This is a genomic window from Saccharopolyspora sp. NPDC003752 (assembly GCF_053605825.1).
This window is the reverse complement of the sequence record NZ_JBSGJZ010000021.1, coordinates 113,916-137,552: the sequence shown is the minus strand read 5'-3', so window position 1 is coordinate 137,552 and position 23,637 is coordinate 113,916. Positions and strand designations below refer to the sequence as shown.

Genomic DNA, 23,637 nt, shown 5'->3' with positions numbered 1-23,637 from the left:
AGCGCCTTTTCCGGCGACGTCTGTCGTCCGACCGCCGATCCGGCGCGCCGACTCCCCCCGAGCACCCTAGAGGTTAAGGGTGCGAGCGCACCAACAGTCTGCCCCTGACCGGGCGATCAGCGCGAGCACCCGTCACGGATTGTTGCCATCCGAAGGCGCCGCTGGAGCTCTCGCGGGTGTCGGGCTCCCCTGGCGACGCACGCCCGCGCATCGGAGCAGGAGCCATGCCGTCCGAAGTGGACCGGAAGGACCGCCGGCGACAGCCCTTCTCAGGCGTTCGCCGTTTGCGCCGGGGCGGTGGCCTTGCGGAGCGTCGCCGTCGCCAGCGCCAGCAGGAGGCCGAGGGCCGCGACCGTTGCGGCCGCCGGCGCCACCCAGGCTGCTCCGGCCGTCGCCAGCACCCCGCCGCCCACCGCCGAACCCAGTGCAGCTCCGACGTAGATCGCCGATCCGTTCAGCCCGAGGGCCACGGTCGGGGCGTCCTGGGCCAGCGCGAACAGCCTGTGCTGCTGCGGAACCATCAGCATGCCGCCGAACACACCCGCCGCGATGCCGATCGACAGCGTCGCCGGCAGGGTCGACACACCCCAGTTGAACAGCGCGAACACCAGGACGCTGCCGCCCAGCGACAGCAACAGCACCGGGCGCGCCCCGAACCTGTCGGTCCACCGGCCCGCCAGCGAGTTGCCGAGGACCTGCCCCACCCCGAACGCCACGAGCACCCAGGACAGGACCGCCCCGCTCCCGAACCGGCCGAGCAGCAGCGGCAGGTACCCGGTGACGGTGAAGCCGGCGAACATCCCGACCACGGTGATCGCCAGCACCCGGAGGATCGACGGCCGCACCAGCACGGCGAGCCGCTCGGCCAGCCGCACCGCGGGCAAGCGCACCGCGGGCAGGGCTGGAATCGCGACCGCCACCAGCACCCCGATCACGCCGATCGCCCACATGATCGGCCGCCAACCGAACCACTGGCCGCCCAGCACCCCGAGCGGCACGCCGAGCACCGTCGACGCGGTCATCCCCGCCGCGACCGCGGCCAGGGCGCGCCCGCGCTGCTCCGGCGCGGCCAATGCACCGGCCACCGCGTAGGCGTTCGACTGGAAGGCCGCCGCGCCGAGCGCCGCCAGGACCCGGGCCACCGCGACCACCGCAAAGGTCTCGCCGAGCGCTTGGCCCGCCATGCCCGCGGTGAACAGCGCGAGGCCGCCGCCGAGCAGCAGCCGCCGGTCCCAGCTGCCGGTGACCGAGGCGATGACCGGCGAGGCCACGGCGTAGGTCACCGCGAAGATCGTGGTGAGCTGGCCGGCGACCGATTCGGGAACAGCGAGGTCGTGGGCGATCTGGGGCAGCAGTCCATTGAGGATGAACCCGTCCGCGCCGAGCGCGAAGGTGCCCACCGCGAGCACGGTCAGCGCACCCCGCCGCAAGCCATCATTTGATGATCGTCGAATCGTCACGGCGCATGATCGTGTCCTACTGTTCGATGATTGTCAAACGATCGAATCGAAGGCAGGCTGGACGCCCGTGACGCGCACCCTCCCGCAACCGAGCCGCAACGATCTGGACATCGTGAAGGTGCTGCACGCCCTCGCCGACCCGGTGCGGCTCGAACTGCTCCACGAGCTCAGCCAGGCGAAGGACCCGATGACCTGCTCGCTGCACGCCTACGACGTCGACATCAGCGCGCCGACGCTCTCCCACCACTGGCGCGTGCTGCGCGAGGCGGGCCTGAGCACGACGTTCGTCGACGGCCGCAACCGCTGGGTCGAGATCCGCCGCGACGACCTGGAGGCGCGCTTCCCCGGCCTCCTCGACGCCGTCCTGACGGGCTTCGAGCAACGGCCCGCCTGATCGTTTCGAACCGCCGCCCGGAAGCCGTTGCCCACGGCTGAAGGACCTCCCCCGCCCGGAGGCGGAGGAGGTTCAGCGCGTACGGACGAGTCCGAAGTGGACCGCTTGCGGGAGCTCTGTCACCAGGTCTGCGCTTCGGCCGGGAGGCTCCGGGCGGCCGTGGCCTGGCGCGGTTCGGAGCGCGTCGGCATCTCGGGGACGTCGACGCTCGTCACCACGGGGACGTTCGGCAGCCGCGTTTCGGGCTGCGGCGCCGGCTGTTCCTCCGGTTCCGGCTCCACGTAGAACCACGCGACCACTTCGCCGTCCGGCTTCAGCTCCACCTTGGTGATGACCCCGTTCGCGCCGATGTCCTGGCGCACGTGGTGCACCCAGTCGCGCAGCGGCCGCAGGTTCCGGCCGGCCCCTTCACCGCGGGCGTACTCCTGGAGCAACCGCTCGTCGTCGGCCTTGCGGCGCGCGAGGCGCTCGCTCCAGCCGACCGGCTTGATGAATCCGCTCATACCGTCACCTCACACGTGATCGGGGTCCGCGCCCCCGGCGCTTCCCAACGAAAAACCTCCCCCGCCCGGAGGCGGAGGAGGTTCGTCGCGCTAGCCCATCGTCACTCCGGCTGGAGGAACGCGGTCTGGATCATCTGCGGCCCGCCGCGCAGGCTGCGGCTGACCAGGGTGCCCCGGCCAGGCGGCAGCTGCCGCGACTTGATGTTGGCCACCAGCTGACCATCGTCCTTGTTCGCGCTCATCGCCAGACCCGGCGACGACGTCTCCCGCATCTTCCCGATGATCGGCTCGTACAGGGCACGACTCGCACCACCGGAGTTGCGCGCCACCACGATGTGCAGACCCACGTCGTTGGCCTGCGGCACGAACTCCGCCAACGGCGCCAGCGGGTTGCCGCCCTGCGGCGCCACCAGCTCGTAGTCGTCGACGATCACGAACAGCTCCGGACCCTTCCACCAGGAACGGTTCCGCAACTGCTCCTGCGTGACATCCGGACCCGGCAACCGCTTCTTCAACGACCCGCAGATGTCCTTGACATCGCCCTTCAGCTGATCCGCGTTGACCACGTAGTCCAGCTTGTGCGACTCCGGCAGGACGCCGAGCAGGCTGCGCCGGTAGTCGACCAGCATGATCAGCGCTTCCTTCGGGCTGTACCGCTCGGTGATACCGCGGACGATGGTCCGCAGCAACGCCGTCTTGCCCGACTCCCGCTCGCCGAACGCGTAGAAGTTCGGCTCGGCGTTGAAGTCCAGGTACACCGGGTGCAGGCCGTCCTCGTTGATGCCGATCGGCACCAGCTTCGGGTTCGGCTGCTGCTCCGGACGCGGCAACTGCTGGTACGGCAGCAGATCGGGCAGCAGCCGGACCTGCGGCGCCGGACGCCCCTTCCACGAGCTCTTCACCCGGTTCACCAGGTCGGCGACGCCATCGGGGAGGTCGTCGTTGTACAGCTCCCAACCCATCCGGGGGGCGCGGACCTCCTTGCCCTCCTCGATGTCCCGCTTGACCTGCTCGATCTCCGCCTCGACGCGGTCACCGATCTTCTCGCTGTCCACGCGGGGCAGGGCCGTCAGGAAGTGCAGCTTGGTGCCGTGCATGCCGCGGCCGGGACGACCCGGCGGCACCTTCACCGCGAACTTGCGGTCGATCTCCGACTCGCTCGGGTCACCGAGGCGCAACTCGATGCGGGTCTGCATCAGGTCCTTCATCGCCGGGCGGATCTCCGCCCACCGCGCGGCGGTGACGATCACGTGCACGCCGAAGGCCAGGCCGTTGGCCGCCAGGCCCAGCACGTCCTGTTCGAGCGCCTCGAACTCCTCGCGGAACGTCCGCCACCCGTCGATGATCAGGAACGCGTCGCCGAACGGGTCGTCCTCGAACTCCCCGCGCCGCTTCCGGTTGCGGTAGTCGTTCATGTTCTCGACGCCGTGCTGCTGGAACCGGCCTTCGCGGTCGGCCAGCATCGTCTTCAGCTCCGCGATCGTCCGCCGGACGGTGTCCTGGTCGCGCCGCGTGCCGTAGCCGCCCATGTGCGGCAGGCCGCGCAGCGCGCCGATCGAACCACCACCGAGGTCGACGCAGTAGAACTGCACTTCCTGCGGCGTGTGCGTCAGCGCCATCGAGGCGATCAGCGCACGCACCGTGTTCGACTTGCCGGCACCGACACCGCCGACGATCGCGCCGTGACCGCCCTGACCGCCGAGGTCCACCACCATCGGGTCCTGCCGCTGGTGGTACGGGACGTCGATCAGGCCGACCGGCACCTGGAGCCGACCGCTGCCCGAGTAGCCCGCGGCCGTGTAGCCGCGGTCGTCGGTCTGCTGCATCGGCGGCAGCAGGGCGTCCAAAGTGGGCGGTGTGTCCAGCGGCGGCAGCCACACCGCGTGCGCCGGCGGGCCCTGCCCGCGGATCTTGTCGATGATGATCTGGAAGTCCGTCGGGTCGAGGTCGCTCTTCTGCTCCTTGACCTCCTCGACGACCGGCTTCTCCGGTTCCGGCGGCTTCTCGATGTAGTCCGGGATGAACTCCCGGGGCATCTTGTCGCCGGTGACCGGGGCCGCGCCGCCCTTCAGCGTCGGGCGGCGGCCGCTGGTCTGGTGCAGGTGACCGGACACGAACGCGGCGCGGAACCGCTCCATGCCGTTGGGGTGCTTCAGATACCCGTGACCACCGGTGGCGGGCAGGTCGGCGGCGTCCGGAACACCGATCGCCGCGCGGGAGTCCGCCGCGTTGAAGGTCTTCAGACCGATCCGGTACGAGAGGTGCGTGTCCAGGCCGCGCAGCTTGCCCTCTTCCAGCCGCTGGGAGGCCAGCAGCAGGTGGACCTGCAGCGAACGGCCCAGTCGACCGATCATCACGAACAGCTCGGCGAAGTCCGGCTGCTGCGACAGCAGCTCGGAGAACTCGTCGATGACCACGAACAGCGCGGGCAGCGGCTCGGCGCAGCGCTCGTCGCCCGCCTCGCCCATCTTCCGGTAGTCCCAGACGTTCTTCGCGCCCGCCTTGTTCAGGATCTCCTGGCGGCGGTTCATCTCACCGGCCAGCGCGTCCTGCATGCGGTCGATCAGCGAGCCGTCGCCCTCCAGGTTCGAGATCGACGCCGACACGTGCGGCGCGGGCTCGAAGCCGTTGAACGTCGCACCACCCTTGAAGTCGACGACCACGAAGTTGAGCATCGACGACGAGTGGGTGGCCATCAGGCCCAGCACGATGGTGCGCAGGAACTCGGACTTACCGGAACCGGTCGAACCGATGCACAGCCCGTGCGGGCCCATGCCGCCGGAGGCGGTCTCCTTGATGTCCAGGTGCACGATCTCGCCCTGCTCGCCAGGGCCGATCGCGACGCGGTACAGGTCGTCGCGCGACCGGGGCCGCCACGCCTCGTTGAGGTCGAAGGTGACGACGTCACCGGCCAGCCCCAACTGCTCGATGTAGTTCAGCGGCGTGGTCAGCGGCTCGTAGCCGCCGCTGTCGGCGTCGGAGGCGGAGAAGCCGCCGGCGACCCGGTACGGGGCCATCTGGCGGGCCAGCGAGGTGGCCTCCTCCATGGTCAGCGAGTCCGGCTTGCCGAACCACTCCACACCGGACCCACCGCGGGCACCGATGCGGTCCTCCTCCACGACCATCCGCATACCGCGGCGCGCGGTGAGCTGCCCGAGCAGGTCGGACAGGTCGATCATGGTGACGCCGGCCAGGCCGCCCTCGACGTAGAGCGCCTCTTCGCGGCTGATCTCGGCGTCATCGATGATGATCACGATGTGCGGCTGGCCGTCCGGCGGCGCCGCGTTGCGCTGGAAGCGCGGCCGATCGGCCAGCTGCTCGGCGAGCATCTGCTCGATGACGCCCAGCGAACCGGCCATCAACCGCATCTGGCCGATGCCGTCGGTCTCGGTCGGGTGCTGCGCGTGCGGCAGCCACTTCACCCAGTCCCACTCCGTGCGCGCGCGACCGCTGCTGGCGACCGCGATCATCACGTCGTCGGGGGTGTGGAAGGTGGCCAGCTGGCACACGATCGCGCGGGCCAGGCCGCGCACCAGTTCCCGGTCGCCCTGCAGACCGACGGCGGCGAAGCCGCGCAGCGAGGTGGCGATCGGCAGTTCCGGCACCAGCGAGTGGGCGCGCACGAAGCGGCGCAGCGCCAGCGTGGTGATCGGCTCCAGCTCGTCGACGGGGCCGGTCTGCGGCGGCACCAGGCGGGTTTCCAGCCGCTGCGAACCGCGGCCGACCCGGACCTGGCAGAAGTCGTTGTCGTTGGGACGGCGCTCCCACATCCGCCGGCTGCCCGCGGCCAGCGACCACAGGGTCTGCGGGTCGGGGTGCACCCACTCGCGCGCCAGGCGCTGCTCGTCGGCCGCTTCCCGCGCGCGGTCCCGCATCTGACCGAGGTACCGCAGGTAGTCCTTGCGGTCCTCGTTCATCTCGGCCTTCTTCTGACTGCCGTCCTTGCCGCCGCCGGCCATCATCCCGAATGTTGAGATGAGCATCATCATCGGCATCATCATCATCATCGGGTTGTCCTTGGCCCGCTGGAGCATGAAGACCATCATCCCCAGCGAGGCCACGATCATGACGCCCGGCAAGACCTTCTGGACGATGTTGCCCGGAATCGTCCGCGGGATCTCCGGCGGTGGTTCGAGGTGCACCTCCCCGCCCGGTGGCCTGGGAGCGGCCAGGCGTGGCGTTCGCTTGAACTGCAGCGTGCTCACCGGACGCAACAACCTTTCCGTGTCAAACGTGCTCTCGAATGTGTCGCAGCCAGCATTCTGCATCGCCGCAACACCGCCGGCGCCGGGGAGCGAGTCGGGCGTGACCAACCAGATATGAAGTAGTTGGCACGAGTTCGACCAAACCTGTCACCCGTCGACGGTCGGTGTGGCCATACTAGGGGCGCTCTTCGACCGGGCGGGTGGCTTTCGGAAGAAAAACCGGCCTTGGTTGGATCGAGCCCAGCGACACAAATGAAGCAAGGCAATCAACCTCAGGGAGTAGGGGGCCCAAGTGGCGACCGGTACCACGGTGTTCAGCCGCGTGACGGTGGTGGCGCCTACAACTCGCATCGACCTGGCGCTTCCCGCCGACGTAGCGGTGGCCGATCTGTTGCCGATGGTGCTGGACATGGCCCGCGGGATCACCCCGGACGGCGGTTCCCGGCACGGCGGCTGGTGCCTGGCCAAGCTCGGGGAGAGCCAGCCCCTCGACCCGAGCCAGACGCTGTCCTCGCAGGGAATCGTCGACGGCGACATGTTGCAGTTGCGGCGCCGGTCGGACGACCCGCCGCCGCCGCTGTACGACGACGTCGTCGACGCGCTCGCGGAAGCGGAGCCGGGTAGCTACCGGCCGTGGACGAAGGAAACCGCGGCCAAGATCGGGCACGCGGCCGGCGCGCTGGCGCTCATCGGCGCGGCCGTCGCATTGGGACTCGCGGGCCCGGCCGGGCTGCTGCACCCCACCATGGAGGGCACCGCGCCGATCGTCTACCAGATCGTGGCCGCCGTGACGGCGGTCGTGGTGGCGATCTTCGCGACCGGCGTCGGGTCGATCGTGACCCGCGCCTACGCGGCCCCCACCACCGGCACGGTGATCGCCGCCGCGGGCGGTCTGCCGATGGCGTTCGTCACCGGCTTCAACATCGTGCCGGGCAACGCGCTCGAACCGCGGTTGCTGCTGGCCTGCGCTCTGACCCTGATCTTCGCGGCGGTGTCGATCATGGTGATCGGCGCGGGCATCGTCACCTTCATCGCGGCCGCCACGGCGGCGGCGTTCGGCACCATCGCCTTCCTCGTCGCGACCCTTGTGGACGCCGCGACCACCGCGGGCATCGCCGCGGGCGCCGCGGCCGTCGGTCTGGCGGGAATCTCGCTGCTGCCGCGCATCACCATCCAGCTCGCCAAGCTCCCGCTGCCGCACGTGCCGGGCAGCGCCGAGGACCTCAAGGAAGACACCGGGTTCCCGGACTACCGGATGATCGAGCGGCAGACCGGCCTGGCGCACCAGTACATGACCGGCCTGATCATCGGCTGCGGCGTGGTCGCCGCGCTCGGCTCGATCCTCGCGGCCGCGGCCAGCATCTGGGGCGCGGTGTTCGCCATCGTCGTCTCGGCGGTCCTGCTGCTGCGCGGCCGCAACTACGCCAACGGCAGCCAGGCGATCGCGCTGCTGCTGAGCGGTCTGCTCTCGTCGCTGGGCGTCACCATCGGACTGCTCGTGCAGGTCGCGCAGTGGCCGCTGGCCGTCGCCTGGGTGTTCCCGCCGCTGCTGCTGCTCGGCATCCTGTCGATCGTCTTCGGCGTGGTGTTCCCGAACCGCCGGTTCTCGCCGGTGCAGCGCCGCATGGTGGACATCCTGGAAGCCGTCCTGATCGCACTGGTGCTGCCGCTGGCACTGGCGGCCATGGACCTCTACATGATGATCCGCGACCTCAACCTGAACTTCTTCTGAGGGGCAGCGTGATGCGCTCTAGGACCTTCCGCTCCCGCGGCGGGCTGCGCGGATTCGCGCTGCTCGCCGCGGCGGGCACGCTCGCGCTGGGCGGTCCGACGGCACCGGCGGTCGCGCAGACCGTCGGCCCGCCGCGACTGGATCCGTCCAAAGTGGCCACCGGTGGCCTGACGCCCCTGAACTACAAGCAGAAGCAAGGCTGCATGCGGGGCAACCCCGGCAACTCCTTGATCGAGGAGAAGCCGTGGAGCCAGCTGGTGCTCGGCTTCGAGCGGGCCCACGAGGAGGGCCTGAGCGGTGCCGGGCAGACGGTGGCCGTCATCGACACCGGCGTGAACGCCGCGCACCCGCGCCTGGGTGGCAAGGTCATCAACGGCGGGAGCAGCGTTCCGGACGGCGGCGCGGACAAGGACTGCGACGGGCACGGCACGATCGTGGCGGGCATCATCGCCGCGAGCCCGGACCCCACCGGCCAGTCCGGCTACGTCGGGGTCGCGCCGGACGCCCAGATCTTGTCGCTCCGGCAGTCCTCCAAGCTGTGGGTCAACGAGGCCACCAACGCCACGATCGGCGACACCGAGACGATGGCGAGGGCGATCAACAACGCGGTGGACCGGAACGCGAGCGTCATCAACATCTCGCAGTCCTCCTGCCAGTCGATCGCGCAGGCCAGCAACTACAACGACTACGGCAACCAGATGTTGCACAACGCGGTCAAGCGCGCTTACGAACGCAACGTCGTGGTCGTCGTGGCGGCCGGGAACACCGGCGAGGCCTGCCAGAAGAACGCGTCCGGCAGCCCGACGACCGCGGTGCTGCCGGCCTGGTTCGACGAGTACGTGCTCACCGTCGCCTCGGTGAACCAGCAGGGTGCTCCGTCGGAGTTCACCGTGCCGGGCCCGTGGGTGGACGTGGCCGCGCCGGGCGAGAACCTGATCGCGCTCGACCCCGGCGTCGGCGGCAGAGGGCTGGCCAGCCAGATCGCCACGGGGGAGAACGGCCAGGCGGGCCCGATCCAGGGCACCAGCTTCGCCGCGCCGTACGTGGCCGGGCTGGCGGTGCTGGTCAAGGAGAAGTACGACCGCGAGAACCGGCCGCTGACCGCCGGGCAGATCATGGACCGGATCAAGGAGACGGCGCTGCACCCGGGCGGCATCAACGGGCGCAACGACATCGTCGGCTACGGCATGGTCGACCCGGCCGCGGCGCTGGCGGACGTGGTGCCCGCCGAGTGGGGCAAGCAGGCGCCGCCGCCGAAGCCGACGAAGCTGGACGCGGATGTGATCCCGCAGAAGGACTTCCCGGCCCTGATCATCGCCCTGGGCGGTGCCGGAGCGGGAGTTGCGGGGATCATCTTCACGGCGTTCCTGATCAACGCGGTGCGCAGCGTCCGGGCGAGGACCCGAGGCGGCCGCTGAGCAACACGACGAAACGGCCCGGTGTCCACTTCGGACACCGGGCCGTTTCACGTCGCTCAGCGTCAGCCGAGCGTTCCGAGGAAAGCCATCGCCGCGATCACCGCTGCTGCGAACGCGATTCGCCGGGCCGGCGGGCGGGGTGCGGCGCGCAGCTCCTGCCAGCCCAGCGACACCAAGGCCACCGCGAGTCCGGTGAGCGCGATCACCGAAAGCGCGGTGGTCCCCTTCAGGACGCCGATCGGCAGCGCCGCCATCAGGCCCAACGCCACCGCCCGGAACGGCCCGAGGACACCGGCCCGCCAGGCGCCGAGGGCCAGCACCACCCAACCGGCCATGATCGCCGGGTTCAGCGCGCTCATCACGTGGTAGGCGCCGTACGCGTCACCCACCAGGCTCGTCGCGGACGCCACTCCCCGCAGATCCGCCAGCTGGAACGCCAGGTGGTCGATGCCCGCGTGGAAGACGCGGGTGAAAAGGCCGAAGGCGGTCAGCACCCCGCCCCAGACCGCCCAGCCGGGACGGCTCCCGCCGATCCGCTGCGCGAGCAGCACGACTCCCGGCCACAGCACCACGTTGCCGATCAGGAACGCGCTGTACGCGACCGCGATCAGGACCGGTTCGGCGGCGTACGCGGCGAGCTGGTCCGGGAAGAAGAAGTTGTGCCCAGCCCGGAGCAGGGCCCCGACCAGCATGAACAGCGGGCCGAGGACCAGCGCCAGCCCACCGGGCCAGGCGCCGGGGAAACGAGTGTGCGTCATGCGGTGAACGATCGGCCCCGGCGCCCGTCCGGGCATCGGACCGGGGTCCGGACTTTCCCGTCATACCCGGGTATGACGGGCGCCGGGAACTCGCACACCTCGGTCGGACGACCTCCGCCGACCGCGCGATTAGTGTCGCGCTGTGCTCGGCAACCGCCTCGTTCTCCTCGATGCCGTCCTGGGCGTGGCGATCAGCGCCGCATACGTCTCCTTCGCGATGCAGGACGGCGCGGACGGGCTGCCGGTCTTCACCGGTCCGGCCTGGCTCGGCTGGCTGATCGCGGCAGCGGTCGGCCTCCCCGTCGCGGTGCGCGGCAGGTGGCCGCTGCCGGTGCTCGCCGTCGTGCTGGTGGCCACGACGGCGGCCACCCTGCTCGACATCACCCGCGAGCCCTGCATCTCCACCGCCCTCGCCCTGCACGCCGCGGGCCGTTCCGAGCCGCTGCGGCGATCGGCACCCGCCGTGGTGACCGCATTGCTGACCGTCGCAATCGGACTGTTCCTGGGCGAGGCCGTGCTCACCCCCACCGGGAACGTCGCCGACATCGCCGGGCTGGTCGGCGCCGTCTGGCTGCTGGCCGGTGGCGCTTGGGGGCTCGGCGCGCACTTCCGGCAGCGCGACGCCTTCGCCGAACGCGAGATCCGGCGCGTCCGGGCCGAGGAGCGGCTGCGGATCGCGCGGGAGATGCACGACATCGTCTCGCACAACCTCAGCCTGATCGCGGTGCAGGCCGGTGTCGCCAACCACATCGCCGAGCAGCGGCCCGCCGAAGCACGGGAAGCACTGCGCGGCATCGAGGAGGCAAGCCGCAGCGCGCTGCTGGAGATGCGCGGCATGCTCGGGGTGCTCCGATCCGCCGAACCGCTGCCCCACGAACCCGTTCCGGGCCTTGCTGCGCTGCGCGAACTCGCCGATCGTGCGATCGCCGCCGGGGTCTCCGTCGATCTGGAGATCACCGGGGCCGGGCACCCGCCCGCCGGGGTGGAGCTCGCGGTCTACCGGATCGTGCAGGAGTCGCTCACCAACGTCGTCAAGCACGCCGCTCCGGCTCGCTGCACCGTCCGCGTCGATGTCGGCGCGGATTCGGTCGGCGTGTTCGTCGTGGACGACGGAACGCGAGCTGGCCAGCCCGGCGACGGGCACGGTCTGGTTGGGATGCGGGAGCGCGTGATGATGTACGGCGGCGAGTTCACCGCCGGGCTGCGCCCCGGCGGTGGATTCGGCGTCACGGCCCGACTGCCCTGCGGAAAGGGGGAACGCGGGTGACCATCCGCGTGCTCGTCGTGGACGACCAGGCGTTGGTGCGCGGCAGTTTCCGGCTGCTCGTCGACACCGCTCCCGGCCTCGCGGCCGTCGGTGAGGCAGCGACCGGTGGCGAGGCCGTCGCGGTGGCCCGCCAGGTTCGGCCGGACGTGGTGCTGATGGACATCCGGATGCCGGACGTGGACGGCATCGAGGCGACCCGGCGGATCTGCGGCGATCCCGGACTTCCCGGCGTGCGGGTGCTGATCCTCACCACGTTCGACCTGGACGAGTACGTGTACGCGGCATTGCGCGCCGGGGCCAGCGGATTCCTGCTCAGGGACACCCCGCCGGCCGACCTGCTCACCGCGATCCGGGTGGTCGCGGCCGGCGACGGACTCCTGGCTCCGTCGGTGACCCGGCGGCTGATCGCGGAGTTCGCCCGGCGCCCGGAACCGCCCGGCATCCCGCCCCGCGACCTGGGTTCGCTGACCGGCCGGGAGCTGGAGGTGCTCGTCCTGGTGGCCCGCGGGCTGTCCAACGCGGAACTGGCCGAACACCTCCACCTGACCATGCCGACCGTGAAGACCCACATCGGCCGCCTGCTCGCCAAGCTGCACGCACGGGACCGGGCCCAGCTCGTCATCGCCGCTTACGAAAACGGCCTGGTCACGCCCAAAACCCCGCGCTGAACCCCCGCCCGATCACGGGTCGCACCGGTGCGTTGCACTGGTCACCGGCCAGGAGTGCTTTGTTGCCGCAGAGGATGCGGCGGCGGGTCTCTGCCCGTGAAGTGGCGAGACCGCTTCTTGGCCGGGCGGGGCGCCGCTTTCGCGCGAAACCGTCATCCGGCAGGCGTGCGAACGCCGCTTTCGCGCGAAAACGGCGTTCTGGACAACCTCGAGCTGCCTCCGCTGCGGTCCAAACCGCTCACGACACTGGAGCCACGCAAACGCTCCGCGAGCGGCAGATCGCGAAGCGCGAGGGGCTAGCCCCGACGCTTCGGGGGCGGTGCGTCGCCCACCGATGCCGTGCCGGTCTTGGGCTTCGGCGGTGGCGCATCGTCGACCGAGGCCGTGCCGGTCTTCGGCTTCGGGGATGGGGCATCGACGACCGGTGCTGTCTTCGGCTTCGGCGATGGGGCATCGACGACCGGTGCCGTCTTCGGCTTCGGCAATGGCGCGTCGACGACCGGTGCCGTCTTCGGCTTCGGCGGCGGAGCGTCGCCCACCGAGGCCGTGCCGGTCCTCGGCTTCGGCGACGGAGCGTCAACCACGGGTGCCGTCTGCGGTTTCGGGGTTTCGGGCTGCTTGGGATGCAGGGCGTCCGCGATCGACGGGCGCGGCGTCGTCGGCTCGATGATCGTCGGGACGCCCAGCCTCGGCGTCGACTGCGGCGTCGTCGGCTTGGCCGGTTCCGGCTTGTCCCGCTGGGTTTCGCCGAAGACCGGCGGGGCCGCGTCCGGCGGCGTGCCGAACAGCTCCTCCGGCTTGCTCTTCAGCCGGGACTGGTTCTTGCGCTCCTGGCCACCGCCTTGGCCGCCGGCCATTCCGCCCATCATGCCCATCGGCATCATGCCACCGACCGCGGCGCCGCCCGCCACGGCCGCGCCACCGGCGGCGGCAGCGGCCGCAGGCGGAACCGCCGAAGGCTCCCCGGCCCGCGTGGTGTCGCCCGGGGTGAGCTCCTGCTCGGCGCCTCCGGCAGCCGCGGTGCCCGAAGCACCCACAGCGCCACCGCCGCCACCGGCAGAACCGCCGCCACCAGCACCACCGGCCGGTTCGCCGCCGCCGGACGCGCCGCCACCACCGGCAGCGGCCGGTTCGGCCGCGGCGGGATCGGCGGGCGCCGGAGCGGCCGGGGCGTTGAAGTCCCAGGCCTCGGCGGGCATCCGGTGTTCGAGCTTCGCCGGACCCGCGGAGCGGCCCGCGGCCACGTCGTCGCAGAACCGGGCGAACGCGCGATAACTGTCCGAAATGGACTCCGTCAGTTCCTGCGCGGGCTGCGCCAGCTCCGCGAGGTGCTTGCGCGCCCGCTCGTGGCCGTCTTCCGGCTCCAGCAGCGCGCCGGACACCGAGTCCGCCGCCTCCGCGACCAGCGCGCCCAGGTCCTCGAACTGCGACTGCAGGGCTTCCACCGTGTGATCCAGCACATCCGCCAGCGCGCGCATCGTGTCGACCAGGTCGTGGCCCGCCACACCGACCTCGCGGATGTGCCCGAGGAAAGCGTCGGCGTCCTTGCCCTGCCAGGCCGAATCGATCCCGCCGAGCTTGCCCTGCACGCCTTCCGCGGCGTGCTCGATGCTTTCCGCGCCCTTGCGCCAGACCTGCGCGGCTTCGAGCAGTTCCTCGTGGCGGCCGACCAGTTCGGCGAGGTCGGCGGGGATCGAGTTCGCGAAGTCCAGTTCGTCGGCGACGCGGGACAGGTAGTCGAGGTGTTCGGCCACCTCGGGGCTCTTGGCCATGATCACGCCTCCTGCTTCCGGAACTCGACGGCGCTGTCGTCGTCGCCACCGCTGTGGAAGTCCACGACCTCGCCCAGCTCATCACCGGCCCGGGTCAGCGTCTCCCCCGCTCTGCGGCTCTGGTCCAGCAGCAGCTCGCAAAGCCGTTGGTACGCCTCGGCAGCGCCCGCCTCGCGGCCGAGCGCGCCGAAGGCCTCCGGGGCCACCTCCGCGGTCGCCATGGCCGGCTGCGCGGCCGCTATCTCCTCGCCGGCGGCGCGCACCTCGCGCGCGCACGTCGCCAGCCATTCGACGTCGATCCGGATCCCCGACATCCGGCACCTCCCACGTTGGTCGCTTGTCTTTCAAGCGGCCCAGCCGCTCAGCCCGCCTGCGCTACCGGCTCCGCCACGCAGGACGAGTTCGCCAGACCGCTCCTAAAACGATCCGCCCGCAGCTCACCGTGGGCTGCGGGCGGATCGCTTGTTCCTCGGACGTTCGAGCCGACCAGTTCGGTTCCAGGTTCGCGGGTGGTTCTGCACGACCACCCGCGAACCGTCAGCTACCTGGCTGGGCGCCTCCGGCTTGCTGCTGTTGCTGCGGGTTCTGCGGCGGGCGGTTCACCCCGCCCGGCCCCACCGGGACCGAGTCGTAGGTCAGGCTCGCGTTCGCCGGGTCGAGGAAGTCGCCCTTCGGCAGCACCCGCATCAGCCAGGACGGCCCGGCCTTGATGTCCCCGGCGCCACCGATCACGCCGAGTCCCTGCGCGGTCGCGACGTCCTTGATGCCGAACTGCACGCCCTGGTCGGAAACCAGGAAGATCGGGCCGCTGTCCGCGCCCGCCTCGTTCGACGCGCCGCGCACCACCGCCGCCTTGCCCGGCGGCATGTAGAAGTAGTCCACGTTCTGCCCGGCACCGTCGTACTGGGCCAGCTTCACCGGCGGCTTCGCCGTCGGCGAGCCCTTGTGCACGGTCACCGTGATGTTCTGGTCACCGTTGACGTTCTTCCAGCTCAGGCACGACGTGTCGGACTGCTGGAAGGTGACCGGGGTCGGCACCGCCATCGGGAAGCCCGACAGGTTCAGCTGCTCGGAGGTGTCCGCGATCTGGGCGTCGGTGACCGCGCCGGTCGCGTTCGGGACTTCCTGGCTGTTGGTCTTCGACGCGTGCAGCACGGCCGCCGCGCCCGCGCTGATCTCCTGCTTCCCGCTCGGCAGCAGCAGGAAGAACTGGTCCGGCTGGCCGGGCACGGTGCGCTTGACCACGTCGCCGGCCTGGTAGCGGGACATGTAGGTCAGCTGCGTGCCCTCGCTGGGCACGGTGGGCACCTGCAGCGCGGGCACCTCCGGGATCGCGTTCAGCATGTTCGTGCTGATCGTCCGCGGGGTGGCGCCCCGCAGCCGGAAGATGTCCATGACGGTGGTCTCCGTCTGGTCGATCTTCGACTTGACCGTGTGGGTGTGCGCGCGGCCCGGCAGGTCCTTCACGCGGTAGACGAGGTATTCCTGGCCGGACGTCTGGTCCTTGACGTACAGCGACTGGTTCGGCGCGATCTCCGTGCCGTGGTTGCCGTCACCGCCGATGACCGTCGTCTCCACCTTCGCCGACGCCTCGACGCGGGCGCTGTTGAGGGTGTCCCGGACCTGGCCGACATCGCAGATCGCCCAGGACGGCTCGGCGACGTTCTTCGCGTCCGGCAAGTAGGTCGGGGCGTTGACCATGCCGGTCAGCGCGCCGCGCGGGAAGTCCGCCAGCGCGGCCTGCTTCACCGTCGTGGTCGGCACCGGGCCGCCGCCCTGGCCGCCACCCTGGGCCATGACCAGCAGCTTCGCCGATGCCATGTTCATCATCGGAATCAGCCGCTTCTGGGCCTGCTGGTCGGAAGTGACGACGAAAACGCTGCCGCTTTCCTTCGCGATGATGATCGATCCCGGTTCCGGCACCGAACCCTTGCCGCCGAAAAGACCCCAAACCAGGAAACCGATCATGCCGACCGCGGCGAGCACCGCGCCGGCGACCGTGGCCCGCTTGTGCGAGCCCATCGGATCGTGCAGCATCACCGCGTCTTTGCGCACCAGCGCCGACTCCATGCGGCGCAGCACGAACCGATACGCCTGAACCTGTGACTTCGTTGTGGGTGTTGATGCCATTCTTCGCCTACAGCTCTCCCGTCCGAGGTACGGTTTCGCAGGATAGTCGCAGAGAGATACCGAATGGGTGCGGTTCGACCGAGTCCGTCAGTATTCTCGTCAGGCGGCTGACTCCAGAACGCGTCCCAGCGCACTGTGCGCCGCACCAACCTGCGAGGGGGAGAGACCGAACGGATGTCCGTGACCACACAACATCCGGCCCAGCCGACTGCTCCCGGGCCCGCCAATCCGCCCCGCGCTCGAATTCGCGCGCGCCGTCGGCGGATCAACGGCGTGACGCTCGGCGGCATTCCGGCGGCCAACATCGTGCTCATCGAGGTGGGCCTCGCCATCGGGCTCATCCTGGCGATCATCGGCGCGAAGCTGAACCTGGTGCAGGTGCTGCTGCCGGTCGGTGCCGGGATCGCGCTGCTGTCGATCATCATCGCGCTGCTGCGGCGGCGCGGCCGTTGGTTCACGCAGTGGTTCGGGCTGGTGCTCGAATACCGCGGTCGCAACCACACCCGCGTTTCCCAGCCGGCCAGCGTCGACGCGATGGAACCGGCTGAGGACAAGGACGGCGACGGCATCATCGGCCCGGACGAGAACCACCGGGTCGCGCTGCTGCGCCTGGTCGTCGAGGACCTGGTGATCTCCCGCGCCCAGGACCACGACCGCAACCCGGTCGGGATGTCCTGGCACAAGGGCAAGTGGACCGCGGTGCTGATGGCCGAGCCGTCGCCGTCGCTGCTGAACCCCATCGAGGACACGCCGAACCTGCCGCTGGGCGTGCTGACGCCGTGCCTGGAGGACCGCGGCGTGGTGCTCGACGCGATCCAGGTCATCTGGCACTGCTACCCGGGAAGCGCGGCGCTGCCGTCGAATTCCCCGGCGCTGAACTCCTACCTCGAAGTCCAGGGCCGGCTGCCCGCGGCGGCGCGGCGCACCACCTGGATCGCGGTGCGGCTGGACCCGCAGCGCTGCGCCAAGGCGATCGGCGAGCGCGGCGGCGGCATCATCGGCGCGCAGCGGGCGCTCATCGGCGCGCTGTCCCGAGTGCGCAACGCGCTGGAGCGCAGCGGCATTCCGACCCGCCCGCTGGACCCGGACGAGCTGCTGCAGGCCGGGATTTCCTCGGCAGAACTGCACAACGTGCTCGGTTCGCAGCGGCCCGTGGGCCTCAAGGAGCGGTGGGACGGCGTGACCGCGGGTGGCGTCGGCCACTCCAGCTACGCCATCACCAGCTGGCCGAACCAGATGAACGACAGCCTCAACGTGCTCACCGGGATCCGCGCACTGTCCACCAGCATCGCGCTGTCCATCTCGCCGGTCGGCGAGGCGGACGAGGTCGGACTGCGCGGCCTGGTCCGGGTCAGCGCCCGAACCCCCGCCGAACTCGACACCGCCGATGAGCGGCTGAAGGCGATCAGCAACCGCATCGGCCTGACCCTGACCCCGCTGCGCGGCTCGCAACTGGCCGGCTACGCGGCGACGCTGCCGCTCGGAGGTGCGGCATGAGCCGAAGCAGAACCATCGACGTGCCGGGCAGCCGCGGCGCGGCACCGGAATTCCTGGTCACCCCGGAAACCCTGGACGCGATCAGCCCGTCCGCCGACCGCGGTGGCGTGATCATCGGCTCGGACCCGCAGGGCAACGCGCAGGCCGCGTCGATGCTGCGGCCGCACCCGACCCGCATGGTCACCGTCGGCGGCCTGTACCTCGCCCGCCAGCTGGCGCTGCGCGCGATGGCCACCGGCGCGTGGGTGATCGTCGCCACCGGGCGGCCGGCGGCGTGGAAGATGCTGGAGCGGGCGGCGGGTCAGACCCCGGACGGGAAACCGGTGCCGCTGGTGCAGATCCGGCGGCTGGCGCCGTTCGACCTGCCCCGGTCCACTGAGGACACCCCGCTGCTGGTGATCCACGACGGCGGCGCGGTGCCGCAGGAGCTGTTCCCGCCGCGCGCCCCGTGGCAGACGACCATGTACGTGCTGCCCTACCTGCACCCGCAGGTCAGCAGCGGCACCGCGGCGAACACGGCGGACCTGGTGCTCCTGCAGCGCCTTCCGCTGAACCAGGCGCAGCTCGCCCAGCGCATCTGGAGCCTGCACGGCCACCAGGTCCAACAGCTCACCCAGCTCAAGGACGACCAGGCGATCGCCCTCGGCAACATGACGTGGACGATGATCCGCCTGGTGACGAAGGCGATGGAACAGGAAATCCTGGGCCCGATCCGCCGAGGCGACTGACCTCTCCGGCAAGCAACGAAGAAGCCCCGGCCAAAACGGTCGGGGCTTCTTCGTTTCCGGACACTGCGCACAACGAGTGGTAATAGCCGCTGTTCATTCCGAACGCTGCGCGAGCGAACGACGACGAACGGCGATCGGGTGATGCGGCTAGTCCGCCGATGGCGGTTCGCAGGCGGTGCCCGGCGGGGCAGCCGGAGGAACGCCAGGTAGCGGTTGGCGTGGTTTCCGAGCGGACTACGGAGTCCTCTGTGGATAGACGACCAGCCCCGAATGAAATGGGGGGACCGCTCCGCCTGAACCTCAGGGGAGGGTTCGCATCGCCCGGGTCTGGGTGGCCCTGGTTTCGAGGTCTTCGTCCGACGGGTAGTCGATCGCCGTCAGCGTCAGACCGTGGGCCGGAGCCACCGCCGTTGTCCGGGTGGTGGATTCCAGTAGCTCCGCCGGCCACGGCTCGGCCTTCCGGCCGTCGCCGACCATCAGGAGCGTGCCCACCAGGCTCCGGACCATCGAATGGCAGAACGCATCCGCGCTCACGCGCGCGACGATCAGGTGCTCCGCCACCCGCTCCCACTCGAAGCGCTGGAGCTCGCGCACCGTCGTCGCGCCGTCCCGCGGCTTGCAGTACGCCGCGAAGTCGTTGAGCCCCAACAACTCCTGTGCAGCGGCGTTGAGCGCCGCCACTTCCAGCGGCCGGTTCCAGGCGAGCGTGTCCCGGCGCCGCAGCGGGTCCACGCCCCACGGCGCGTCCGACACCTGGTACCGGTAGTGCCGCCGCAGCGCTGAGAACCGCGCGTCGAACGCCGCCGGCACCACTCGGGCCCCCAGCACCCGCACGTCCGGCGGCAGGATCCGGTTCCACCGGTGGACCATCCGCCCCAGGTCCGGAATCCCTTGCTCGTCAACGGAAATCCGCCCGCCACCGGCCGGGTCGTGGGGCACGACGTCGAAGTGCACGACCTGCCCCGAAGCGTGCACCCCGGAGTCCGTCCGCCCTGCGACCACCACGTGCCGCGGCACCGACCGCCCCGGCGGCTGCTTCGCCAGCGCATCCTCCACCAGGCCCTGCACGGTGCGCTGGCCCGGCTGCGTCGCCCAGCCGCAGAAATCCGTTCCGTCGTAGGACAGGTCGAGGCGCACGCGAACGAGCCCGCCCTCCCCAGCGGGAGCGACGGGCTCGTCCACAGCAGTACTACGTGCCTGAATCAGGACTCGTCCTTCTTCTCGGCAGCGGTGTCCTCGGCCTTGGCCTCGGTCGCCTCCGGGGCCTCAGCGGCCTCGGTGGTCTCCGCCTGAGCCTCGGTCGCCTCGGCCTTGGGGGCCTCCGCGTCCTTGGCGAACTTCGTACCGCGAGCGGCCTCCGCCTCGGTGGTGACGAGCTGCTCGGTCACCAGCGCGATGACGGCCATCTTCGCATTGTCACCCTTGCGCGGCATCGTCTTGATGATGCGGGTGTAACCGCCGGGGCGTTCGGCGAAGTGCGGACCGATCTCCGCGAAGAGCTTGTGCACGACGTCCTTGTCGCGGATGGTCTTCATGACCTCGCGACGGTTGTGCAGGTCGCCCTTCTTGGCTTTGGTGATCAGCCGCTCGGCGATCGGCCGCAGCCGCTTCGCCTTGGCCTCGGTGGTGGTGATCCGGCCGTGCTCGAACAGCGAGGTGGCCAGGTTGGCCATGATGAGCCGCTCGTGCGCCGGCGACCCGCCGAGACGCGGACCCTTGGTCGGGGTGGGCATCGGTTGCTCCTCTCAGGGCGCGCCGGTGTACCCCGGACGCGCAACACAGCTACAGCTGCTCTGTCTCCGCGTAGTCCTGACCGTCGTCGTAGCCGTTGTCCTCGACGGGCCCGACCGCGCCGACGGTGGTCTCCTCGGAGGACCAGCCTTCGGACGGGTACTCGGCCGCCGCGGCCGACGGGTCGAATCCGGGCGGGCTGTCCTTGAGCGCGAGCCCAAGGCCGGCCAGCTTCATCTTGACCTCGTCGATGGACTTCGCACCGAAGTTGCGGATGTCCAGCAGGTCGGCCTCGCTGCGCGAGACCAGCTCGCCGACGGTGTGGATGCCCTCCCGCTTGAGGCAGTTGTAGGAGCGCACCGTCAGGTCGAGGTCCTCGATCGGCATCGCGTAGGCCGCGATGGTGTCGGCTTCCGCCGGCGACGGGCCGATCTCGATGCCTTCGGCGTCGATGTTGAGCTCGCGAGCGAGCCCGAACAGCTCGACGAGGGTGCGTCCCGCCGAAGCCACCGCGTCACGCGGGGTGATCGACGGCTTGCTCTCCACGTCGAGGATCAGCTTGTCGAAGTCCGTGCGCTGCTCGACACGGGTCGCCTCGACCTTGTAGGTCACCTTCAGCACCGGCGAGTAGATCGAGTCCACCGGAATGCGGCCGATCTCGGCACCGGTCTGCTTGTTCTGCATCGCGGGGACATAGCCACGACCACGCTCGACGACGAGCTCGATCTCCAGCTTGCCCTTCGCGTTGAGGGTGGCGATGTGCAGGTCGGGGTTGTGCACCGTGACGCCCGCCGGCGGCACGATGTCGGCCGCGGTGACCTCACCCGGACCCTGCTTGCGCAGGTACATCGTCACCGGCTCGTCTTCCTCGGAGCTGACGACCAGCTCCTTGATGTTCAGGATGACGTCGGTGACGTCTTCCTTCACACCCGGAATCGTGGTGAACTCGTGCAGCACACCGTCGATGCGCAGGCTGGTGACCGCCGCCCCCGGGATCGAGGAGAGCAGGGTACGACGCAGCGAGTTGCCGAGGGTGTAGCCGAAGCCCGGCTCCAGCGGCTCGATGACGAACCGGGAGCGCGTCTCCGACACCGCCTCTTCGGACAGTGTGGGTCGCTGGGAGATGAGCACTTCGTTTTCCTTTCCTCACGACGCCCGCTATTTGACGCCGATGGAATGGCGTTGCCCGCGAAGCGCGGGCCGGTGGCGGATTCCTGCACCGCCACCGCTGGCTGCGAGCCGCCGGCGGCCGCACCCCGGAGGGAGCCGCCGGCGGGACGCGTCACTTCGAGTAGAGCTCGACGATGAGCTGCTCGGTGACCGGAGTGTCGATCTGCGCGCGCTCCGGGCGCTGGTGCACCAGGATCCGCAGGGTCGAGGGCACGACCTGCAACCAGGCCGGAACCGGACGCTCGCCGAAGGTCTCCTTGGCGATGATGAACGGCGTGGTGCCCAGGGACTTCGGCTTGACGTCGACGATGTCCCACTTCGAAACCTGGAAGCTGGGGACGTTCACCTTCTTGCCGTTGACCGTGAAGTGGCCGTGGCTGACCAGCTGACGCGCCATGCGGCGGGTGCGGGCCAGGCCGGCCCGGTACACGACGTTGTCGAGCCGGGACTCCAGCAGCTGCAGCAGGTTGTCACCCGTCTTGCCGGGACGCCGGTTGGCGTTCTCGTAGTACGAGCGGAACTGGCGCTCCAGCACACCGTAGGTGAACTTCGCCTTCTGCTTCTCCTGGAGCTGCAGCAGGTACTCGGTTTCCTTGATGCGCGCGCGGCCGTGCTGACCCGGGGGGTACGGACGGCGCTCGAACGCCTGGTCACCGCCGACGAGGTCAACCTTGAGACGGCGGGACTTGCGGGTCGCGGGACCGGTATAACGTGCCATCTTTGTCTACTCCTTCCCGCGCCTCAGACCCGACGCCGCTTCGGCGGCCGGCAGCCGTTGTGCGGCTGCGGGGTCACGTCCTGGATGGTGCCGACCTCGAGACCGGCGGCCTGCAGCGACCGGATCGCCGTCTCGCGGCCCGAGCCCGGACCCTTGACGAAGACGTCGACCTTCTTCATGCCGTGCTCGGCAGCCTTGCGGGCCGCGTTCTCGGCGGCCATCTGCGCGGCGAACGGGGTGGACTTGCGAGAGCCCTTGAACCCGACGTGGCCGGCCGAGGCCCAGCTGATCACCGCACCGGTCGGGTCGGTGATCGAAACGATGGTGTTGTTGAACGTGCTCTTGATGTGCGCCTGGCCGTGAGCGACGTTCTTCTTTTCCTTGCGCCGCACCTTCTTGACGGCGCCAGCGCGAGACTTGGGTGGCATGGCTTTAGCTGACTCCTAGCGAGGCTTACTTCTTCCCGGCCTTCTTCTTGCCGGCGACCGTCTTCTTCGGCCCCTTGCGGGTACGGGCGTTGGTCTTCGTCCGCTGCCCGTGAACCGGCAGGTGCCGGCGGTGCCGAAGCCCCGCGTAGCAGCCGATCTCGATCTTCCGGCGGATGTCGGCCTGGACCTCGCGGCGGAGGTCACCCTCGACCCGGTAGCTGCTCTCGATGTAGTCGCGCAGCTTGGTCAGCTGCTCGTCATCGAGGTCGCGCGGGCGGGCGTCGGGCGAGATTCCGGTCGCGGAGAGGATCTCCTTCGACCGGGTCTTGCCGATCCCGTAGATGTAGGTAAGCGCGATCTCCATGCGCTTTTCGCGCGGGAGATCAACGCCGACGACCCGTGCCATCTGGCCGGTTCTCCTTCGTTTTTCCAGGTCTGCTCCCTCGCCGCCCCCGCAACTGGTGCGGAGCCCCGGCCTGGTCCGGGGGTCAGTCGGCCCGCGTTAGGGCCGACAGGTCAAGGGAGTTCCTACTCGATCCTTGCGACGCTGTGCTGCGCTCAGCCCTGACGCTGCTTGTGACGGGCGTTGTCGCAGATCACCAGCACCCGCCCGTGACGGCGGATGACCTGGCACTTGTCGCAGATTCGCTTCACACTCGGCTGGACCTTCACGGTCGTGCTCTCCTGCTCGGACGCGTGTCCGGTCACCCGGACACCGTGGAGGTCACTTGTAGCGGTAGACGATGCGCCCACGGGAAAGGTCGTACGGCGAGAGCTCCACCACGACCCGGTCCTCGGGCAGGATGCGGATGTAGTGCTGACGCATCTTGCCACTGATGTGTGCGAGGACCTTGTGGCCGTTTTCCAACTCGACACGGAACATCGCGTTGGGAAGCGGTTCGATCACCCGACCCTCGACCTCAATGGCCCCGTCTTTCTTGCCCATGTCCTCCGCGTTTCGTGACGGTGACGGTTTGCGGACCTAAGTCCCGCCGCGCGCACCGGAGGCCCCGGCACCCACGACGGGCACACCGCAGCCCGGCCCGAAACACCGATGA

The 23,637-nt window shown here is 70.0% G+C and carries 22 protein-coding genes; 7 read left to right on the top strand and 15 right to left on the bottom strand.

Going from position 1 to position 23,637, the window contains the following annotated elements; genetic code table 11:
• Positions 1-269 precede the first annotated feature (269 nt).
• Positions 270-1,430: an MFS transporter gene (locus ACWEV3_RS25840; RefSeq protein ID WP_452616366.1), complete on the bottom strand. Its 1,161-nt coding sequence runs from the start codon at positions 1,428-1,430 to the stop codon at positions 270-272.
• Positions 1,431-1,527: 97 nt separating this feature from the next.
• On the opposite strand from ACWEV3_RS25840, the gene ACWEV3_RS25835 reads away from it, so the two are divergent.
• On the top strand, positions 1,528-1,854 hold the full coding sequence (locus ACWEV3_RS25835) for an ArsR/SmtB family transcription factor (RefSeq protein WP_452616365.1): 327 nt from the start codon (positions 1,528-1,530) through the stop codon (positions 1,852-1,854).
• 119 nt (positions 1,855-1,973) lie between these two features.
• Here the strand turns inward: ACWEV3_RS25835 and ACWEV3_RS25830 are convergent, their stop codons facing one another.
• A complete protein-coding gene (locus tag ACWEV3_RS25830; RefSeq protein WP_452616364.1) occupies positions 1,974-2,357 on the bottom strand; it encodes a hypothetical protein in 384 nt (127 codons plus the stop codon).
• A gap of 101 nt (positions 2,358-2,458) precedes the next feature.
• Entirely contained in the window at positions 2,459-6,562 is a 4,104-nt protein-coding gene (gene eccCa, locus ACWEV3_RS25825; protein ID WP_358574978.1) for a type VII secretion protein EccCa, read from the bottom strand.
• Between the two features lie 292 nt (positions 6,563-6,854).
• Here eccCa and eccD point away from each other — a divergent pair, with 292 nt between their 5' ends.
• Positions 6,855-8,294 carry a type VII secretion integral membrane protein EccD gene (gene eccD, locus ACWEV3_RS25820; protein ID WP_452616363.1) on the top strand — a complete coding sequence of 480 codons (1,440 nt, stop codon included), beginning with the start codon at positions 6,855-6,857 and terminating at the stop codon, positions 8,292-8,294.
• Positions 8,295-8,305: 11 nt separating this feature from the next.
• Positions 8,306-9,712 (top strand): type VII secretion-associated serine protease mycosin, encoded by a 1,407-nt coding sequence (mycP, locus tag ACWEV3_RS25815; RefSeq protein ID WP_452616362.1) that lies wholly within the window; start codon positions 8,306-8,308, stop codon positions 9,710-9,712.
• Between the two features lie 62 nt (positions 9,713-9,774).
• Here the strand turns inward: mycP and ACWEV3_RS25810 are convergent, their stop codons facing one another.
• Positions 9,775-10,470 carry a hypothetical protein gene (locus ACWEV3_RS25810; protein ID WP_452616361.1) on the bottom strand — a complete coding sequence of 232 codons (696 nt, stop codon included), beginning with the start codon at positions 10,468-10,470 and terminating at the stop codon, positions 9,775-9,777.
• Between the two features lie 142 nt (positions 10,471-10,612).
• On the opposite strand from ACWEV3_RS25810, the gene ACWEV3_RS25805 reads away from it, so the two are divergent.
• Positions 10,613-11,737 (top strand): sensor histidine kinase, encoded by a 1,125-nt coding sequence (locus tag ACWEV3_RS25805; RefSeq protein WP_452616360.1) that lies wholly within the window; start codon positions 10,613-10,615, stop codon positions 11,735-11,737.
• Positions 11,734-12,405 carry a response regulator gene (locus ACWEV3_RS25800; RefSeq protein WP_452616359.1) on the top strand — a complete coding sequence of 224 codons (672 nt, stop codon included), beginning with the start codon at positions 11,734-11,736 and terminating at the stop codon, positions 12,403-12,405. The genes ACWEV3_RS25805 and ACWEV3_RS25800 overlap by 4 nt, the downstream gene beginning before the upstream one ends.
• A gap of 296 nt (positions 12,406-12,701) precedes the next feature.
• Here ACWEV3_RS25800 and ACWEV3_RS25795 read toward each other — a convergent pair whose 3' ends face one another.
• From ACWEV3_RS25795 to eccB, 3 genes are all read right to left on the bottom strand, one after another.
• Positions 12,702-14,177 (bottom strand): WXG100 family type VII secretion target, encoded by a 1,476-nt coding sequence (locus ACWEV3_RS25795; protein WP_452616358.1) that lies wholly within the window; start codon positions 14,175-14,177, stop codon positions 12,702-12,704.
• A gap of 2 nt (positions 14,178-14,179) precedes the next feature.
• The gene (locus ACWEV3_RS25790) at positions 14,180-14,491 is read right to left on the bottom strand and encodes a hypothetical protein (protein ID WP_452616357.1); all 312 of its coding nucleotides are present in this window, start codon (positions 14,489-14,491) and stop codon (positions 14,180-14,182) included.
• 223 nt (positions 14,492-14,714) lie between these two features.
• Positions 14,715-16,307, bottom strand: a complete 1,593-nt coding sequence (eccB, locus tag ACWEV3_RS25785; RefSeq protein ID WP_452616356.1) for a type VII secretion protein EccB — start codon at positions 16,305-16,307, stop codon at positions 14,715-14,717.
• Positions 16,308-16,580: 273 nt separating this feature from the next.
• Here eccB and eccE point away from each other — a divergent pair, with 273 nt between their 5' ends.
• A complete protein-coding gene (gene eccE / locus ACWEV3_RS25780; RefSeq protein WP_452616355.1) occupies positions 16,581-17,804 on the top strand; it encodes a type VII secretion protein EccE in 1,224 nt (407 codons plus the stop codon).
• Positions 17,801-18,532, top strand: coding sequence for a hypothetical protein (locus tag ACWEV3_RS25775; RefSeq protein WP_132493017.1), 732 nt, complete (start codon positions 17,801-17,803; stop codon positions 18,530-18,532). The genes eccE and ACWEV3_RS25775 overlap by 4 nt, the downstream gene beginning before the upstream one ends.
• Before the next feature lie 300 nt (positions 18,533-18,832).
• Here the strand turns inward: ACWEV3_RS25775 and truA are convergent, their stop codons facing one another.
• From truA to infA, 8 genes are all read right to left on the bottom strand, one after another.
• Complete coding sequence (gene truA, locus ACWEV3_RS25770) at positions 18,833-19,714, bottom strand: tRNA pseudouridine(38-40) synthase TruA (RefSeq protein WP_452616354.1); 882 nt, start codon at positions 19,712-19,714, stop codon at positions 18,833-18,835.
• Between the two features lie 20 nt (positions 19,715-19,734).
• Positions 19,735-20,265 carry a 50S ribosomal protein L17 gene (gene rplQ, locus ACWEV3_RS25765; RefSeq protein ID WP_452616353.1) on the bottom strand — a complete coding sequence of 177 codons (531 nt, stop codon included), beginning with the start codon at positions 20,263-20,265 and terminating at the stop codon, positions 19,735-19,737.
• A 49-nt stretch (positions 20,266-20,314) separates the two neighbouring features.
• Positions 20,315-21,394, bottom strand: coding sequence for a DNA-directed RNA polymerase subunit alpha (locus tag ACWEV3_RS25760; protein ID WP_132493021.1), 1,080 nt, complete (start codon positions 21,392-21,394; stop codon positions 20,315-20,317).
• A 151-nt stretch (positions 21,395-21,545) separates the two neighbouring features.
• Entirely contained in the window at positions 21,546-22,151 is a 606-nt protein-coding gene (gene rpsD, locus ACWEV3_RS25755) for a 30S ribosomal protein S4 (RefSeq protein ID WP_452616352.1), read from the bottom strand.
• A 23-nt stretch (positions 22,152-22,174) separates the two neighbouring features.
• Positions 22,175-22,579, bottom strand: a complete 405-nt coding sequence (rpsK, locus tag ACWEV3_RS25750; protein WP_009948668.1) for a 30S ribosomal protein S11 — start codon at positions 22,577-22,579, stop codon at positions 22,175-22,177.
• A gap of 25 nt (positions 22,580-22,604) precedes the next feature.
• Positions 22,605-22,985 carry a 30S ribosomal protein S13 gene (gene rpsM, locus ACWEV3_RS25745; protein WP_358574962.1) on the bottom strand — a complete coding sequence of 127 codons (381 nt, stop codon included), beginning with the start codon at positions 22,983-22,985 and terminating at the stop codon, positions 22,605-22,607.
• Between the two features lie 152 nt (positions 22,986-23,137).
• On the bottom strand, positions 23,138-23,251 hold the full coding sequence (rpmJ, locus tag ACWEV3_RS25740) for a 50S ribosomal protein L36 (RefSeq protein WP_010315372.1): 114 nt from the start codon (positions 23,249-23,251) through the stop codon (positions 23,138-23,140).
• A gap of 52 nt (positions 23,252-23,303) precedes the next feature.
• A complete protein-coding gene (infA, locus tag ACWEV3_RS25735) occupies positions 23,304-23,525 on the bottom strand; it encodes a translation initiation factor IF-1 (RefSeq protein ID WP_009948665.1) in 222 nt (73 codons plus the stop codon).
• Between the last annotated feature and the right edge of the window lie 112 nt (positions 23,526-23,637).